Here is a 14911-nt window from a genome sequence, read left to right on the forward strand (position 1 = left end):
ATCCTCAATATAGTTTTGACAATATAGATTGTCAATAATTATCCCATGTCCTTAGAGGCCAAATTTCAGGGCAGCATTTCCATATAGGTCTAAGCGTGATTTATTGCTAAGATATTCAAAATCTTCATGCATATGAGCACATAGGCCTTATGACTGATTCAACCGACTCAGCAGCAAAATCACGCCCCTCCAAGAGCAAGGAACGTCAGTTTAAAGGCCTGTCGATGGCTGAAAGGCAGCAGGCACGTCGTGAAAAGCTGATCGAAGCGGGGATTGAAGCCTATGGCCGTCACGGCTTTTTTTCAGTTACGGTCAAAGATATCTGCAATGAAGCCAAGCTGACCGAACGTTATTTTTACGAATCTTTCAAGAAAAGCGAACATCTGTTTCAGACCATTTTCTTAAAACTGATTGATGAGCTGCAACAGAATGTCATGCAGGCCATGATGCAGGCCTCCACCGATCCAAAAAAAATGATCGAGGCGGGTCTGACCGCTTTGCTCACTACCCTGCGTGACAATCCGCGCATGGCACGGATCATTTATATCGATGCCATGCTGGTACAGGAGCTGCATAATCAGGCCACTATTCATGAAACCATGTCACGTTTCGACCGCATGATTCATGCCTTTGTCATGTTGATGATGCCGCAGTTAAATCGCAGCGAGCAGGAAATTTCACTGGTGTCGACCGGTTTAAATGGCTATGTCACCCAAATTGCCATTCGTTGGGTGATGAATGGTTTTAAGCATTCACTTGAGGAAGTTTTATCGTCTTGTAGTGTGGTTTTTTTGGCGCTGCTCGAGTCATTTTCCGAGAAAAAATAGCTGTTAAATCCTGTGCTTAATCGGCTTTCCTACATTTACCAGTCAGTTGCAGCTTTATGCTGTACTACGGAAATGAGTAAAATTAATTTATGATTTTTTAATAAGTTTCTGCATTATATTTGTCACAAATCTTTGCGAATATCAGCAGTTTTTCCCTTTCTGCAATGATACTGTCATAATTAGTCTTTGTAATAAGCCTGTCATAAATATAAAACGGTTCACCGTTTACATGAAATAGGGTATTGCGTTGTGAAAGATGACTACATATTAATCGTCGATGACGAGCTCCCGATTCGGGAAATGATCCATACCTCTCTGGATATGGCCGGTTTTCAGTGCTTACAGGCAGAAGATGCCAAGCAGGCGCATCAGATGATTGTGGATCAGCGTCCGGCACTGATTTTGCTGGACTGGATGATGCCGGGTGGTGTCAGCGGTGTGGATCTGTGTCGTCGTCTGAAACGTGATGAAAGCCTCTCAGAAATTCCGGTGATCATGCTCACAGCGCGCGGTGAAGAAGACCATAAGGTACAAGGTCTAGATGCTGGTGCCGATGACTACATGACCAAGCCGTTTTCGACCCGGGAACTGGTCTCTCGGATTAAGGCGGTACTGCGTCGTGCCAATGCCCTGAGCGGTGAAAAAACCATTGATGCCAATGGCCTGATTCTGGATCCGGTCAGCCAGCGGGTGAATTTTGGTAACAACATTCTGGAAATGGGGCCGACTGAATACCGTTTGCTGGCATTCTTTATGACCCATCCTGAACGTGCCTATACCCGTGCGCAATTGCTAGATCAGGTTTGGGGCGGTAACGTCTATATTGAAGACCGGACTATCGATGTGCATATCCGCCGTTTGCGTAAAGTGCTGGAACCTTATGGTGTAGACCGTTTTGTACAGACTGTTCGCGGAACAGGGTATCGTTTCTCGACCCGTTCAGATGTCGCTTTAGGTTAATATCTTTTAAGGTAAATCTTGTTTTATGTATGAACCTTACCCTGTCCCCGAACTGGCACGCGAACACAAAAGAATCCGTTACAGCAGTTTATGGGATTTTGCGAAGCAGGATTTACGCCTACTGGCTTTTTTCCTAATTATCGCCAGCTTTATCGGTTTTGGGATTGGGTATTTCTGGATTTGTATCGTAATTGCCTTCGTGGCATTCTTTGCGACCCAAATGCGTTCCTTATATCTGGTCAATGAATGGATTTCCAATCGCCCTTATGATGTTCCACCGAATATTGGCGGGATTTGGGGTGCGCTACTTTTCAATGTTTATCGCGCCCAACGTCAGGAACGGATTGTTCAGGCGGAAATGGTCGAACTGATTGATCGTGCACAATCTTCGCTGGTGGCCTTGCAAGAAGCTGTGGTGCTGCTTGATGAAAACCAGCAGATTGAATGGTGGAATCCGGCGGCTGAACGTCTGCTCGGAATCTCCAGTGATGACCGTCGCCGTAATATCCTGACCTTGTTACGCCAACCGAGCTTTATCGAATACTATCACCATATTGATGAATCTCCCGACGGCCTGAAAATGCGTTCTTCGCTGTTTGAAGACCATTATGTGCAGGTTAAAATGACCCGTTTTGGCGGAGAAAGTCGGGTACTGGTCGCTTATGATGTGACCCGGATGCACAATCTGGAACAGATGCGAAAGGATTTCGTCGACAATATTTCCCATGAACTGCGCACTCCTTTGACCGTACTCAGTGGCTATATTGAAACCTTTACCGATCAGGAAGATATCAATCCACGCTGGAAACGCGCTTTTGATCAAATGCAGTCGCAAACCCGACGCATGAATGCACTGGTCAACGACCTGCTGCTGCTGTCACGTCTGGAAAATGATAAGAATATTGCCAAAAACCAGATCATTGAAATGCCGAGTCTGATGAACCAGCTATTCGATGATGCCCAGGCCTATAATATTGATTATGGTCATACCCTGAATCTGGACATTGACAGTCATTGCGATCTGATCGGTTCAGATATGGAACTGGCTAGCGCTTTTAGCAACCTGATTACCAATGCCATCAAGTATACGCCTAAAGGCGGCACCATCACCATCGGCTGGCATGATGATGGCGAATCTGCCTATTTTGTGGTGCAAGATAACGGCATCGGTATTGATCCCAAACATCTGCCACGACTGACCGAGCGTTTTTACCGCATCGATTCAGACCGTAGCCGCCGGACTGGTGGTACCGGTTTGGGATTGGCAATTGTTAAACATGTACTGATGCAACATCAGGCACATCTGGAAATTGAGTCCAAGGAAAACCAAGGTTCTACCTTTAAGGTGGTTTTCCCCAAAGAACGTCTCAGCTTCCCCGACTAATCTCACAAAATCAAAAAAGGTGCCATCGGCACCTTTTCTTTTAAGCATTTAAGAGCTGATCTGTTTTTCTTTGGACAGTGCACGCGCATAGGCAGCACGTTGTGATACCCGTTTCAGATAAGCTTGAATGGCCGGATAACTTTGTCCTGTCCGGCTCTGCATGGCCTCCAGAGGAAAACTCATCTGAATATCGGCAAAACTGAAATGCCCGGCAAAATAATCATGCTCGCTTAAATAGCTTTCCAAAAACTGGATATGGTCTTTTAAACGGCTCTGTACAAACTGTTTCTTTACCCCATCACAGATTTTTTTGGCGACTGGTCGAATCAGCAAAGGGGTATGTTTAGGTACAGTAGTCATTACCAGTTGCATTACCAGCAGCGGCATTAACGAGCCTTCCGCATAATGCATCCAGTAACGGTACTGGGCCTTGTCGGCAATATCTTCTGGGCGAAACTGCTGCTTTTCATCATAAGTTTCCTGCAAATATTCCAGGATCGCCGCAGATTCTGCCAGTACCTGACCCTGATCGACCAGAATCGGGGCTTTGCCCAACGGATGGATCTGTTTTAAGGCCGGTGGCGCAGAAAGGTTGGGCTGACGTTTATAGTATTTAACCTCGTAATCCAGTCCTAATTCTTCCATGGCCCACAGGATACGAAATGATCGTGATTGTTCGAGATGATGTAAAACACGCATATTAGACTCATGATTTTATTGTTTTTGCCCACTGAGCATAGCAAAAAGCAGCAGACTCTAGCTCATTTTTTGATGACTGTAATGATATGTATCCTATGTTGCAGATTCATTATTTGAGTTCAACTCAGACAGCGTTCCATATTCCCATCATTTTTAGCATTTATCGGGAAGCCCGCATCTGGTCTGGAAATGCGGGCGCTTCTAAACGTGGTCCATCATAGGCAGGAATGGAACCAAAACGTTCATGACCTTCAATCCATTGTTCCCGCGCAATTTTAAGTTCCTCTGTCGTGCGCCCGACCAAATTCCACCACAGTAAAATCGGGCTTTCAAATGGCTCCCCACCAATCAATAGCACCCGGCTCCCGGCATGAACTTCAGCATTGACCTGCTGTAAGCCGGGCTCCAGGATCAGCATATTATCTTCATTTAGTTCATGCCCATTTATACTGGCCGTCCCCTCAAGCACCATAAAGCCATATTCAAATTTCGGATTCAGAGGCAAGCGCGCACTAGTACTTTGAGCTGCATACAGGTCTACTCCGAGTAGTTCGCTATGTACTTTAACCGGTGATCTCGTTTTTAAATATTCTCCGACCAGCACGGTAAATTCAATGCCTTGCTCATTGACGACCGGCAATTCAGGATAATGTTCAAAACCTGGTGCCATATTGATCTTGTCATCCGGCAAGGCAATCCATAACTGTGCTGCATGCATATGTGTCTCACTTTCAGGAGAGACTTCGGTATGTGAAATGCCATAACCCGAGGTCATCAGATTGACCTGCTTGGGACGAATCAACTGCTGATTTCCCAGACTGTCATTGTGCATCATGCTGCCTTCGATCATCCATGTAAAGGTCTGCAGACCAATGTGCGGATGTGGTCCGATATCCAGACCATCTCCTTGCGGGAAAATGGCCGGACCCGCATGATCCAGAAAACACCAGGCACCAATCATGCGCTTATGTCTGCTTGGCAAGGTACGTTTAATCACGGTGCCCTGTCCGATTTCCGCGCGACGTAAAGGAAACTCCTGAATAAACTGATTCACATACTTTTCACAATCATCGGAATTCGACAGTTCAATATCACTATTATTCGACATGGCTGAGCTTACCTCGGCATTTTCATTCTACTTTTGAGTGGCTGAGACATGCATTTGACCGATTCAAGATGCCTCTCTGTTCAGGACAATGTACAGGGTCTATGGGCAAAATCTATCCCTGGAAATATTTAGATACGTATAAAACTCCTCATTAGTTCCATCAATTTAAATCCTGAAAAGCTGATGAGATTTGTATCCAAAGCCCCAAACTTGAGTTTTAGCAAGTCAATCATGATTTAGGTACATGGCGTTATGAGTTTAAATAAACTGAAGATCAGGAATGTCATTTATGTTTCACGTGAAACGAATCAACAACATCCAAAGCCCCCATGAATAAGATGATTATTCATGTATTTCAATCACTTTCCATTTAACAAAACACAAATTTTGTTACGTTTTAGCATTAAAAACTTCCCGGATACCCAATTTTTGGGAGGTTATTTTTTACTCAACCACGGCATAATAGGCACCTATAAAAATAATACTGGACCAGGACATGTCTGCTCAGAATGAGAATATATATTCAACGGCGAATGTATCTTTTCAAAATTCGACGACCGATAAATCACTGAAATTATCTGAATGTGATCTGCAGAACCGTCAGCTGATTGAACAGGCGCTGACAGATCCTCATGCCCGTATTCCTGCCCCGTTTCAGCAGTATTTTCATGATTATGTTTATACGCATAGTCATCATAACTTGCGTCAAATTAACTATCTGGCACAAATTGCCTTTTTACTGTATTTCTTTGCCGATATTCTGATTATTCCAGACATGTTTTTTATTTCTGGTCTGATGCGCGTCGTTCTGGTTCTGGGCGCGATGTTTTGCTGTTATTACCTGTTTAAAAAACATAAAAATATTCAGATTCTGGACAGAATCTTGCCGATAGGCACCACTGTAGCTGCAGCGGCCTGGATTGGCTTACTCGCGCTTTCAACCAGTCCCCATGTTGCCACCTATATTTATGCCTCTGCGATCTTTATTCTCATCGCCAATCTCTGTGTGCAGACCCAGTTTAAAGTCGCAGTCTATTGCTCCATCTTGATTGCCCTATTTATCATGCTTGGGATATCCCAGTTCATGAGTGCTTCTCAAGCCTTTATTTTTAGTGTGGTCTTTAGTCCACTCTGGTTTTTTAGCATTTATATTAACTGGAATAATATTCTGAATATACGGCGTTCTTTTCTGCGCTCCCTACTTGATGAATGGAACTATCAAACCTTAAAGAATCTGGCACATACCGATGATTTGACCCAGCTCTACAACCGTCGCCATTTTGTCGATATGGCTGAACGCTCTATTCATCAATGGCCTAAACATGCCAGTAGCTGCCTGCTGATGTTTGATGTCGATCATTTTAAAAATATTAATGATAACTATGGGCATGATGTCGGTGATCGGGTGCTACAACTGATTGCTGAAGTGACCCGTAAAGAAATGCGGCATAGCGATGTATTGGCACGTTTTGGCGGGGAAGAGTTTATCGCCCTCCTGGAAGATACTCAGCTACTAGACAGCCTGGTGATTGCAGAACGAATTCGTGGCACAATTCAAAAACAGTACATTTATGTCGAACCCAATCATGCTATCCGGTTCACCATTTCGATCGGTGTAGCAGAACTGGAATCCCACACCCAGACTCTGGAAGATCTGATAAAACAGGCCGATATCGCCTTGTATCAGGCCAAGAAGTCTGGCCGAAACCGGATTGAAGTCTATCATCCGGATATGCTGAATAAGCCCAAGCCAGCAACAGAAAATCCCTGGAATGTATTTAAGCCAGATACTCAACCAGCCCAGTCAACGGCGAATTAAAGCTGGATCATTAGTCTGTGCTATAAGCTAGGATCATCCTTAGAATGCGTTAATCGGGGATTTTATTTTATAAAATAAATTTGATTCTTCCACTTTTAATATATCCAACAAAAGAATAGAATATTTTTTATACAACTATATATAAATTTCATCTTATTCATTTTTATATATTTTAATTTGGGAAGGCTGCATGCCGCATGATAACGAAAAAGAATCACGTACCCTGATTCAGGAGGCTCTTCAAGATCCGCTTGTTCGTATTCCTGCGCCTCTAAAACCGGCCTACTATGCCCATCAAAAGAAGCTCACTTTAAAATACCTATTACAGGTCAATTTATTCGCACAGCTGGCATATGCCTCTTATACCCTCGCCGATATTCTGGTGCTGCATGATATTCTCAATTTGCTCATTTTGACCAAAATTAGCTATACCATTCTGATCGTACTGATCACGATCTGGATGTATCACTCTTACCGCAATTTACCTGTGTTTGATTTACTCTTGCCCACCTCAATTATTGGCGCAAGTGCCATCTGGTTTTTTAATCTAAATCAGTCTGAAAGTGCTTATACCCTCATTTATCAATATGCCTCCTTGGTCTTTATTGTGTTGGCCAATTTATGTGTGCAGATCCGGTTCTGGCCGTCTTTGATTACTTCGACTCTGATTACCCTAATGATTTACATCGGCGTATATTTCAATACTCGATCTGACCTGTACCAGATGTTTTTATTTTCCCTGATTTATCTGCCGGTATTGACCTTCAGTCTTTATATTAGCTGGAGCTCGACCTTAAAATCACGCATGGTATTTTTGCAGCATACCCTGAATGAATATAATCGGCAGGCCTTTGAAAATATGGCTCATACCGACTCACTCACTGGCCTGAATAACCGTCGCTGTTTTGAATATCTCGCGCAACAACTGGTACAACAGAATTTTGATCAACCGGTGCCTATGAGTTTACTGGTCTTTGATGTCGATCATTTTAAGCAGATTAATGATCGTTATGGTCATGATATCGGGGATCAGGTCTTACAGACGATTGCTCTAAATACACACAGCGAAATGCGGCAGCATGATATTTTGGCACGCTATGGCGGTGAGGAATTTATTGCGTTTTTACCTGAAACCTCTCTGGATGAAGCGCTAAAAGTTGCCGAGCGTTTAAGGCATAAAATTGAAAATATTGTGATTGATCTGGACAGCCAACATCGTTTCAGTTTTAGCATTTCCATTGGCGCTGCCATCCTGGAAAGCTGTGAAACAGATTTAATGACCCTGATTAAACAGGCCGATATTGCCTTATATCAGGCTAAAGCCAATGGACGGAATCGGGTTGAAGCTTATGATCCAGATCTGGAGCAAAGTTTAGCTGGGGAGCTGCAAAACTGGCAGGTTAAACCGGCTTAAATTACCCGTTAAAAATTATCTTCATCAAAACGATCTTGGTCGATTTTATAGATATGAAAACTACGTTCTATTTGTACACCTAAACCAAATTCAATCATTAAAGACGTCAGCTTATCGCCATCAATTAAAACAATACCGGATTTTCTTGCCGACTCAATGGCCTCTTTACTGAAACTTGACGTAGTAATGAATACACCCTTCTTAGCAACTTGATCGGCCAAAGCACCTTTAAACTGTTGAATGTCGGGACGACCAACAGTATCTTTCCAACGTTTCGCTTGGATGTAAATTTTATCTAGCCCTAATCGATCTTCACTAATTACACCATCAATTCCACCATCGTTGGTTTTACCAATCGCTTGAGCTGCATCTTGATGTGAACCGCCGTAGCCCATTGCCACCAGAAGATCGACAACCAGTCTTTCAAAAAATGAAGGAGATTTATCTTTTACCATCTGAAGCAAATCACTTTTCAAATCAGATTTTAATAATTCCGTTGTGTTCTGGATTGTTTCTTCTGGAGTCTGAGTTTCTTGGTAACTATTTAGGCTTTCAATAACTTGTAGATTCCCGATCCCAAACTCATCTTTATTTTTCTTTCCTAATTTAAAATCTGAAAATCCGTTGAACTGTGCTAAATATTCATTTGTTATAGCATCTAAACTTTTTAAATCAACCTGTCTACCCAAGCTACTAATCTCACAATATGCTCTCTTCGGTTGTTGAACTAAGCCCGCCTTAACTAAGTAGGTCTTTGCCCATGCCACTCTATCTTTAAATATATTTTTCCCGCTCGGAAGAATTTTATTTAAATCCTCTTCGTGTAAATTGGAACGTTCAGCTAGGATATTCGCAGCATCCGAAATTTTTATTGGCTCATTTAATTCTGATAATAATTTCATTAAAGGCAGCATTAATTGATCATAAGTAGGTAAAGGCATTTTTTAGATTTTAAAGGTTTATTTTTATTCAGTATAAATCAAAAAAAGAGCGCCGAAGCGCTCTTTTTTATTAGGTTATATCTGATAAACCAGATACTGCCACGCGCATAGCGCTTGGCGTAATTTAGGCGGACAGCAGTGCTGTCCGAAACCCCTAAATTACTCCCATTCAATTGTTGCTGGTGGTTTAGACGATACGTCATACACAACACGAGAAACTTCAGCAATTTCATTCATGATACGGGTCGAGATCTTATCGACTAAATCATAAGGAAGATGCGCGAAACGAGCCGTCATAAAGTCCACGGTTTCTACCGCACGCAGTGCAATCACCCATGCATAACGACGGCCATCACCGACTACACCCACCGATTTTACTGGCTGGAATACTGCAAATGCTTGAGCAGTCTTGTCATACCAGCCGCTGGCACGCAGTTCTTGCATGAAGATGTCATCTGCAAGACGTAAAATGTCTGCATATTCTTTTTTCACTTCACCCAAGATACGCACACCTAGACCTGGGCCTGGGAATGGATGACGATAGATCATGCTGTGTGGCAAGCCTAAAGTCGTACCCAATTTACGTACTTCATCTTTAAACAAGTCACGTAATGGTTCAACCAGTTCAAATGCTAGGTCTGCTGGTAAGCCGCCCACATTATGGTGTGATTTAATCACATGCGCCTTACCCTGCTTGCTTGCAGCAGATTCAATTACGTCCGGATAAATCGTACCTTGTGCAAGGAATTTTACGCCATCTAATTTACGTGCTTCTTCAGCGAAGACAGCAATAAATTCACGGCCAATAATTTTACGTTTTGCTTCAGGATCAACTTCATCTGCAAGCGCAGTCAAGAAACGCTCTTCAGCATCAGCACGAATCACGCGGATACCCATGTTGTCAGCAAACATTTGCATCACTTGATCGCCTTCGTTCAAACGAAGCAGACCATTGTCTACAAATACACAGGTCAGCTGATCACCGATCGCTTTATGCAACAGCGCTGCCACTACAGATGAATCCACACCACCAGAAAGTCCTAGTAATACTTTTTCATCACCAATCTGTTGGCGAAGCTGTTCTACACGTAGATCAATAATGTGTTCTGGCGTCCACAGACCGCGACAGCCACAAATTTGATGAACGAAATTCGATAGTAATTCTGCACCTTTAGACGTATGTGTCACTTCAGGATGGAACTGAATACCATAGAAACGGCGAGTTTCGTCAGAAACCATCGCAATTGGACAGCTTGGCGTCTGTGCAGTGATTTGGAAGCCTTCTGGAATACGGGCAACTTTATCGCCATGGCTCATCCAGACATGCAGCTGGTTTTCACGGTCCTGTAAATTACCGATCAGCTTGTCACGTACAACAATATCTACTTCTGCATAGCCAAACTCATGCACAGTACCTGGCTCAACTTTACCGCCAAGTTGTTCGCACATGGTTTGCAGACCATAACAAATACCCAATACCGGCACACCAAGTTCGAATACCACTTGCGGCGCACGCGGGCTGCCTTCAAGGTGAACGCTCTCAGGTCCACCAGACAAGATGATACCGTTTGGATTAAATGCACGAATGTCTTCTTCAGACATATCATAGGCATACATTTCAGAATATACACCAGCTTCACGAACACGACGTGCGATGAGCTGACTATATTGAGAACCGAAATCCAGAATCAGGATACGATCTTCAGTAATTTGAGTATTGGTAGTCATGACGAACAACTATGAAAAGCAAACGAAAGATAAGCGCCGTATTCTAACATTTTTCAGCGCATTAAGCACACAATTCGCATGAGGTATGCATTTAGTTGATTGCATTATATTTCTAGCACAACAAAGCATCCCTTCGGATGCCTTGTTGAGTCTGTCATTTTATATTTTTAAGCTCAAGATTTGATCCAACTAAGCCTGTTTTTATAAAAATCCGAAGATAATATGTAAGAGAAATTTTTGCTCAATTGAAGATCGATGAAGCATTAATTATTTTACTTTCTGGTACTGACTTTCATGCCCCGGGCTGTTAGGATTTGACCACACTTTTGCTTGTACTGAGCTCATGGAACTGATTGATTTTATCTTGCATGTTGATGATCACTTGCTTGAATTTATCACCAATTACGGGATCTGGATTTATGCCATTCTTTTCCTGATTATCTTTGTAGAAACAGGTTTGGTGGTGATGCCGTTCCTGCCCGGCGACAGCTTGCTATTTGCAGCAGGTGCACTGGCAGCTTCTACAGGTGCGATGGATCCATGGGTGCTGATTCCACTCTTGTTTGTGGCGGCAGTATTGGGCGACACCCTGAATTATCATATTGGTAAATATATTGGTCCTCGGGTTTTCGAGATCGAATCGCGCTTCATCAATAAAAAACATTTATTGGCGACCCAGCAATTCTTTGCCAGACATGGTGGTAAGACTATTATTTTCGCGCGTTTTGTTCCTTTTGCCCGTACCTTTGCACCCTTCGTTGCCGGTGCTGGCAGCATGAATTACAAATATTTCCTGACCTATAATGTGGTGGGTGCATTCGCCTGGATTGGATCATTTGTCATTTTGGGCTATATGTTTGGCAATATGCCGATCATTAAAGACAACTTCACCTATCTAATTTTTGGCATCATTATTTTAAGTGTATTGCCAGGTGTGATTGGCTTTATTCAACAAAAGCTAAAAAAAAGTAAAACAGCTTAAGAACTTTTTACATTAAGATTTTTTACAGCCTGTGCGCTTAATCCCAGAGCTTGATCAGGAGTGGGATCAGACAAAGCAGGATAAATAGAGCCGCGCCTTTATAAATGAGGCCGGCTTTTATTTTTTCAGATGAACTGGTCAAAATGGCCTGACCAAAGACCATCCAGAAAATCCCGACCGGAACGGTGCTCAAGCCAAAGGCAGCAAAAACCAGAACGAAGTTGGTCGGGCTTTGCCAGGTTTCCATCGGTAAAATTCCAGAGGCCAACAATGCTGCTTTAGGATTTTTTAAGGTAGTGGTAAACATTTGCCAGGGGCGAATCTGCGGATGGGTCTTGCTGTAACGTTCTAACTGCTGAGCCTTATATAAATGCAAGGTCATCCAGCCCACACAGATGGTACTCAGTACATAGACCAAGCCTTTAAAATTTGGCCAGATCGGTGACGCCAGATGAATCAACAAGGCCCAGACATTAATGGCATAAAAATAGCCGAGTAAAATAGCAGGAAGATAGAGACTGGTTTTAGCCTGCCCCTGCTGATGAGCAGAGCTGGCCACCAAGGCATTGGCGGGCCCTGGAACCATCAACACAGCAATGAGTCCTAAAACAAATAACCAATTTTCAATCATCGCAATGAACTTTTCCGGGCCAAGGTTGTAGCTTAATCAATATGGGAGTGGGATAACAAGCTTATAAATTTCAGATTTATATACACTCTGGTCAATTTCCCGTGAGTTTTATCTTAATTTAAACTGCCCTATTCTTGGTGAAAGCAATAAAAAATGCCGACCCGAAGTCAGCATTTATCCGTTTAATGTTGAATGATTTATTTAGGCGTCGCCTGCCGAACGATGATCGAACAGTTCTTATAACGCGCGGCCTGTACAATCGCTTCCTGCTCGCCTAAAAGCCGTGCCAGTTCGGTTCTTTTGGTATCGGATGACTGTCCCATATTGACTGAAACACTCGGGCCAATACCCCATCCACCGCGACTACCCCAACCACCGCCAAGACCAACGCCCACACCGACGCCAGTACGTTTCGGTGGTTCAACGCCATTGTCGATATACTGCTGAATACGATTATATTCACCCTGTAATTGCGAACAACCCAAAGTCTGATAGAGGGTGGGCGACACATAAGTCGGTTTTACCGGCGTTGCACAGGCACTCAGTAATGCCAGTGCAGCAATACTCAGGCTTACTTTCACAAGTTTCATAGCTAACTCGATCTTAATTCTGCTCTATCTCATTGAACAACGATTGATAGGCCTGAGTCAATTTATGATCAGTAGCCAAATGAATCAAAGGCTGATTTTTCTGATGAGATTCTTTCATCAAGATCGAGGGTGGCAACATACTGTCGAGGACCGGTAAGCCTTCATCTTTGAGCTGTTGTACCACTTCACGCGGTAATTTGGCCTGTGCCTGAAACTGGTTCACGACAATCCCTTCGATTTCCAGCCCTTCATTATGGTCATCCTGGGTTTCAATGACATTTTCAATCAGGGTCTGTAGGGCACGTTTAGAAAATACATCACAGTCAAATGGAATCAGCACGCGGTTCGCCGCAATGAGAGCAGAGAGGGTAAAGAAATTGAATGCAGGCGGTGTATCAATAAATACCCGGTCGTAATGTCCCGACAGTTGTTGCAAGGCATCTCTTAACTTGTAAATCTTGTGCTTGGACTCCAGTGCATGGGCCAATGCACCCAGTGTCGGGCTAGCCGGAATAACATCCAGATGTTTAAAAGAAGATTGATGCACATAGCTTTCCAGACCTTTGCTACGACTTTTTAAAATCGAGCCAATCGCATTACCAAGCAAGCCCTTGCTTTGCTGATTACCGAGTACATCTTCAAAATAGTTTTCGATATTCGGTTCGAGTGCCGGCTTGTCACTAGAATACGTCGCATCATCACCCAGCACATACTGGCTAGAGTTGGCCTGCGGATCCAGGTCAATCAATAAGGTTTTTAAACCCTGATGTGCACTGATCGCTGCCAGATTGACAGTAATACTCGACTTGCCTACCCCACCCTTTTGATTAAATACCACACGTGTACGCATGTCCCCCTCCTCACATTTTTAATTACTTTTACAACATTTGTATTTTCTAATTATTTGCATGGACTGGCTGTGCTGATCATCACAGCCAGCCTGCTTTTAGCCAAAATTCGGCTTGATCATCACCAAAGCCAGAATAGACACCAATGAAACTACAGCAATAACTAAGCCAGCCCGACGCTGCGACAGCAAGATCGAATCATCTTTTTTATAGGCTTTGCCTAGCGAGGACACCAGCACCAAAAATAAAATGACTTTGGCATAGAACCAAGGCTGTACATCAAAGTCTTTCAGGACGAGCGATACTATACCGGTCAGTGCAATCACCGTGATAGCTAAATGCTGTAAAGCGACTAGCGCTGTACGTGCTACCGGATTAGGCATATTTCCCTGTGTGCCGACAAACAAGGTCAAGGCACGGGCAAGAATGGCGACAATCGCCAGTCCTGCTACCGACATATGGATAATCTTGACTAAAAGTTGGGTTTCCATCATTTCCTCTTAGTTTTTAGGTGCGTGTGCACAAGCAGGACTGGTCGTATCCTGACCTGCCCATTCTTCAGGCAAAAATGCATGAATGGCCAGCGCATGAATCTTGTCTTTTGACAGCAGATCACCCGCAGCAGCATAAACTTTCTGATGACGCTGGACGGGGCGCAAACCGGCAAATGCCTGACTCACAATCACGGTTTTAAAATGCGATTCTTTTCCCGGGAAATAACCACCATGACCCGAAGACTCATTCACCACTTCCAAATGGGTTGGGGATAATTGCGCCAAACGATCTTTCAGTTGTTGTTCTAAGCTCATGGCCTGACTCCAATCTTCAAAAATATGGTCTCAGTATACCTTGTTCTGCCGAGTATTTCGGTAATCTGTTCAGATGCAATCCGTTGATTGTGGCGAAATTTCATTGATTTCTATATAGATATTGGTTATTTATTGTCTGGTCTACAGCATTTTGCTTTTATTTTATGCAAT

At 43.4% G+C, this 14911-nt stretch carries 15 protein-coding genes; 6 read left to right on the forward strand and 9 right to left on the reverse strand.

What is annotated here, in order from left to right; translation table 11 throughout:
* The first annotated feature begins 149 nt into the window (after positions 1-149).
* From NI462_RS10585 to phoR, 3 genes are all read left to right on the forward strand, one after another.
* A complete protein-coding gene (locus tag NI462_RS10585; protein WP_253160551.1) occupies positions 150-827 on the forward strand; it encodes a TetR/AcrR family transcriptional regulator in 678 nt (225 codons plus the stop codon).
* 249 nt (positions 828-1076) lie between these two features.
* Positions 1077-1787, forward strand: a complete 711-nt coding sequence (gene phoB, locus NI462_RS10590; RefSeq protein WP_004280972.1) for a phosphate regulon transcriptional regulator PhoB — start codon at positions 1077-1079, stop codon at positions 1785-1787.
* A gap of 25 nt (positions 1788-1812) precedes the next feature.
* Positions 1813-3171, forward strand: a complete 1359-nt coding sequence (phoR, locus tag NI462_RS10595; RefSeq protein ID WP_004732640.1) for a phosphate regulon sensor histidine kinase PhoR — start codon at positions 1813-1815, stop codon at positions 3169-3171.
* Between the two features lie 48 nt (positions 3172-3219).
* On the opposite strand, the gene NI462_RS10600 is transcribed toward phoR, so the two are convergent.
* Positions 3220-3870, reverse strand: a complete 651-nt coding sequence (locus NI462_RS10600) for a glutathione S-transferase family protein (RefSeq protein WP_005265446.1) — start codon at positions 3868-3870, stop codon at positions 3220-3222.
* 160 nt (positions 3871-4030) lie between these two features.
* Positions 4031-4978, reverse strand: coding sequence for a pirin family protein (locus NI462_RS10605; protein ID WP_253160553.1), 948 nt, complete (start codon positions 4976-4978; stop codon positions 4031-4033).
* A gap of 496 nt (positions 4979-5474) precedes the next feature.
* Between NI462_RS10605 and NI462_RS10610 the strand changes: the two genes are divergently transcribed.
* Both NI462_RS10610 and NI462_RS10615 read left to right on the forward strand, forming a co-directional pair.
* Positions 5475-6797, forward strand: a complete 1323-nt coding sequence (locus NI462_RS10610; RefSeq protein ID WP_253160556.1) for a GGDEF domain-containing protein — start codon at positions 5475-5477, stop codon at positions 6795-6797.
* 190 nt (positions 6798-6987) lie between these two features.
* A complete protein-coding gene (locus NI462_RS10615; protein WP_253160558.1) occupies positions 6988-8211 on the forward strand; it encodes a GGDEF domain-containing protein in 1224 nt (407 codons plus the stop codon).
* An 8-nt stretch (positions 8212-8219) separates the two neighbouring features.
* Here NI462_RS10615 and NI462_RS10620 read toward each other — a convergent pair whose 3' ends face one another.
* A complete protein-coding gene (locus NI462_RS10620; RefSeq protein WP_004280964.1) occupies positions 8220-9152 on the reverse strand; it encodes a restriction endonuclease in 933 nt (310 codons plus the stop codon).
* Between the two features lie 159 nt (positions 9153-9311).
* Positions 9312-10880, reverse strand: a complete 1569-nt coding sequence (gene guaA / locus NI462_RS10625; protein WP_253160560.1) for a glutamine-hydrolyzing GMP synthase — start codon at positions 10878-10880, stop codon at positions 9312-9314.
* A gap of 343 nt (positions 10881-11223) precedes the next feature.
* On the opposite strand from guaA, the gene NI462_RS10630 reads away from it, so the two are divergent.
* Positions 11224-11862, forward strand: a complete 639-nt coding sequence (locus NI462_RS10630) for a DedA family protein (protein ID WP_121979887.1) — start codon at positions 11224-11226, stop codon at positions 11860-11862.
* 37 nt (positions 11863-11899) lie between these two features.
* Here NI462_RS10630 and NI462_RS10635 read toward each other — a convergent pair whose 3' ends face one another.
* The 5 genes from NI462_RS10635 to NI462_RS10655 form a co-directional block, all read right to left on the reverse strand.
* Positions 11900-12493: a threonine transporter RhtB gene (locus tag NI462_RS10635; protein WP_253160562.1), complete on the reverse strand. Its 594-nt coding sequence runs from the start codon at positions 12491-12493 to the stop codon at positions 11900-11902.
* Positions 12494-12690: 197 nt separating this feature from the next.
* Positions 12691-13083: a hypothetical protein gene (locus NI462_RS10640; protein ID WP_005249588.1), complete on the reverse strand. Its 393-nt coding sequence runs from the start codon at positions 13081-13083 to the stop codon at positions 12691-12693.
* Between the two features lie 13 nt (positions 13084-13096).
* Positions 13097-13933, reverse strand: a complete 837-nt coding sequence (locus NI462_RS10645; protein ID WP_004280959.1) for a ParA family protein — start codon at positions 13931-13933, stop codon at positions 13097-13099.
* Between the two features lie 96 nt (positions 13934-14029).
* Positions 14030-14422, reverse strand: a complete 393-nt coding sequence (locus NI462_RS10650) for a SirB2 family protein (protein WP_005245348.1) — start codon at positions 14420-14422, stop codon at positions 14030-14032.
* Between the two features lie 9 nt (positions 14423-14431).
* On the reverse strand, positions 14432-14740 hold the full coding sequence (locus NI462_RS10655; RefSeq protein ID WP_004280957.1) for a BolA family protein: 309 nt from the start codon (positions 14738-14740) through the stop codon (positions 14432-14434).
* Positions 14741-14911: the final 171 nt, after the last annotated feature.

The sequence above is a fragment of the Acinetobacter lwoffii genome, assembly GCF_024129715.1.
Taxonomy (GTDB): domain Bacteria; phylum Pseudomonadota; class Gammaproteobacteria; order Pseudomonadales; family Moraxellaceae; genus Acinetobacter; species Acinetobacter lwoffii_U.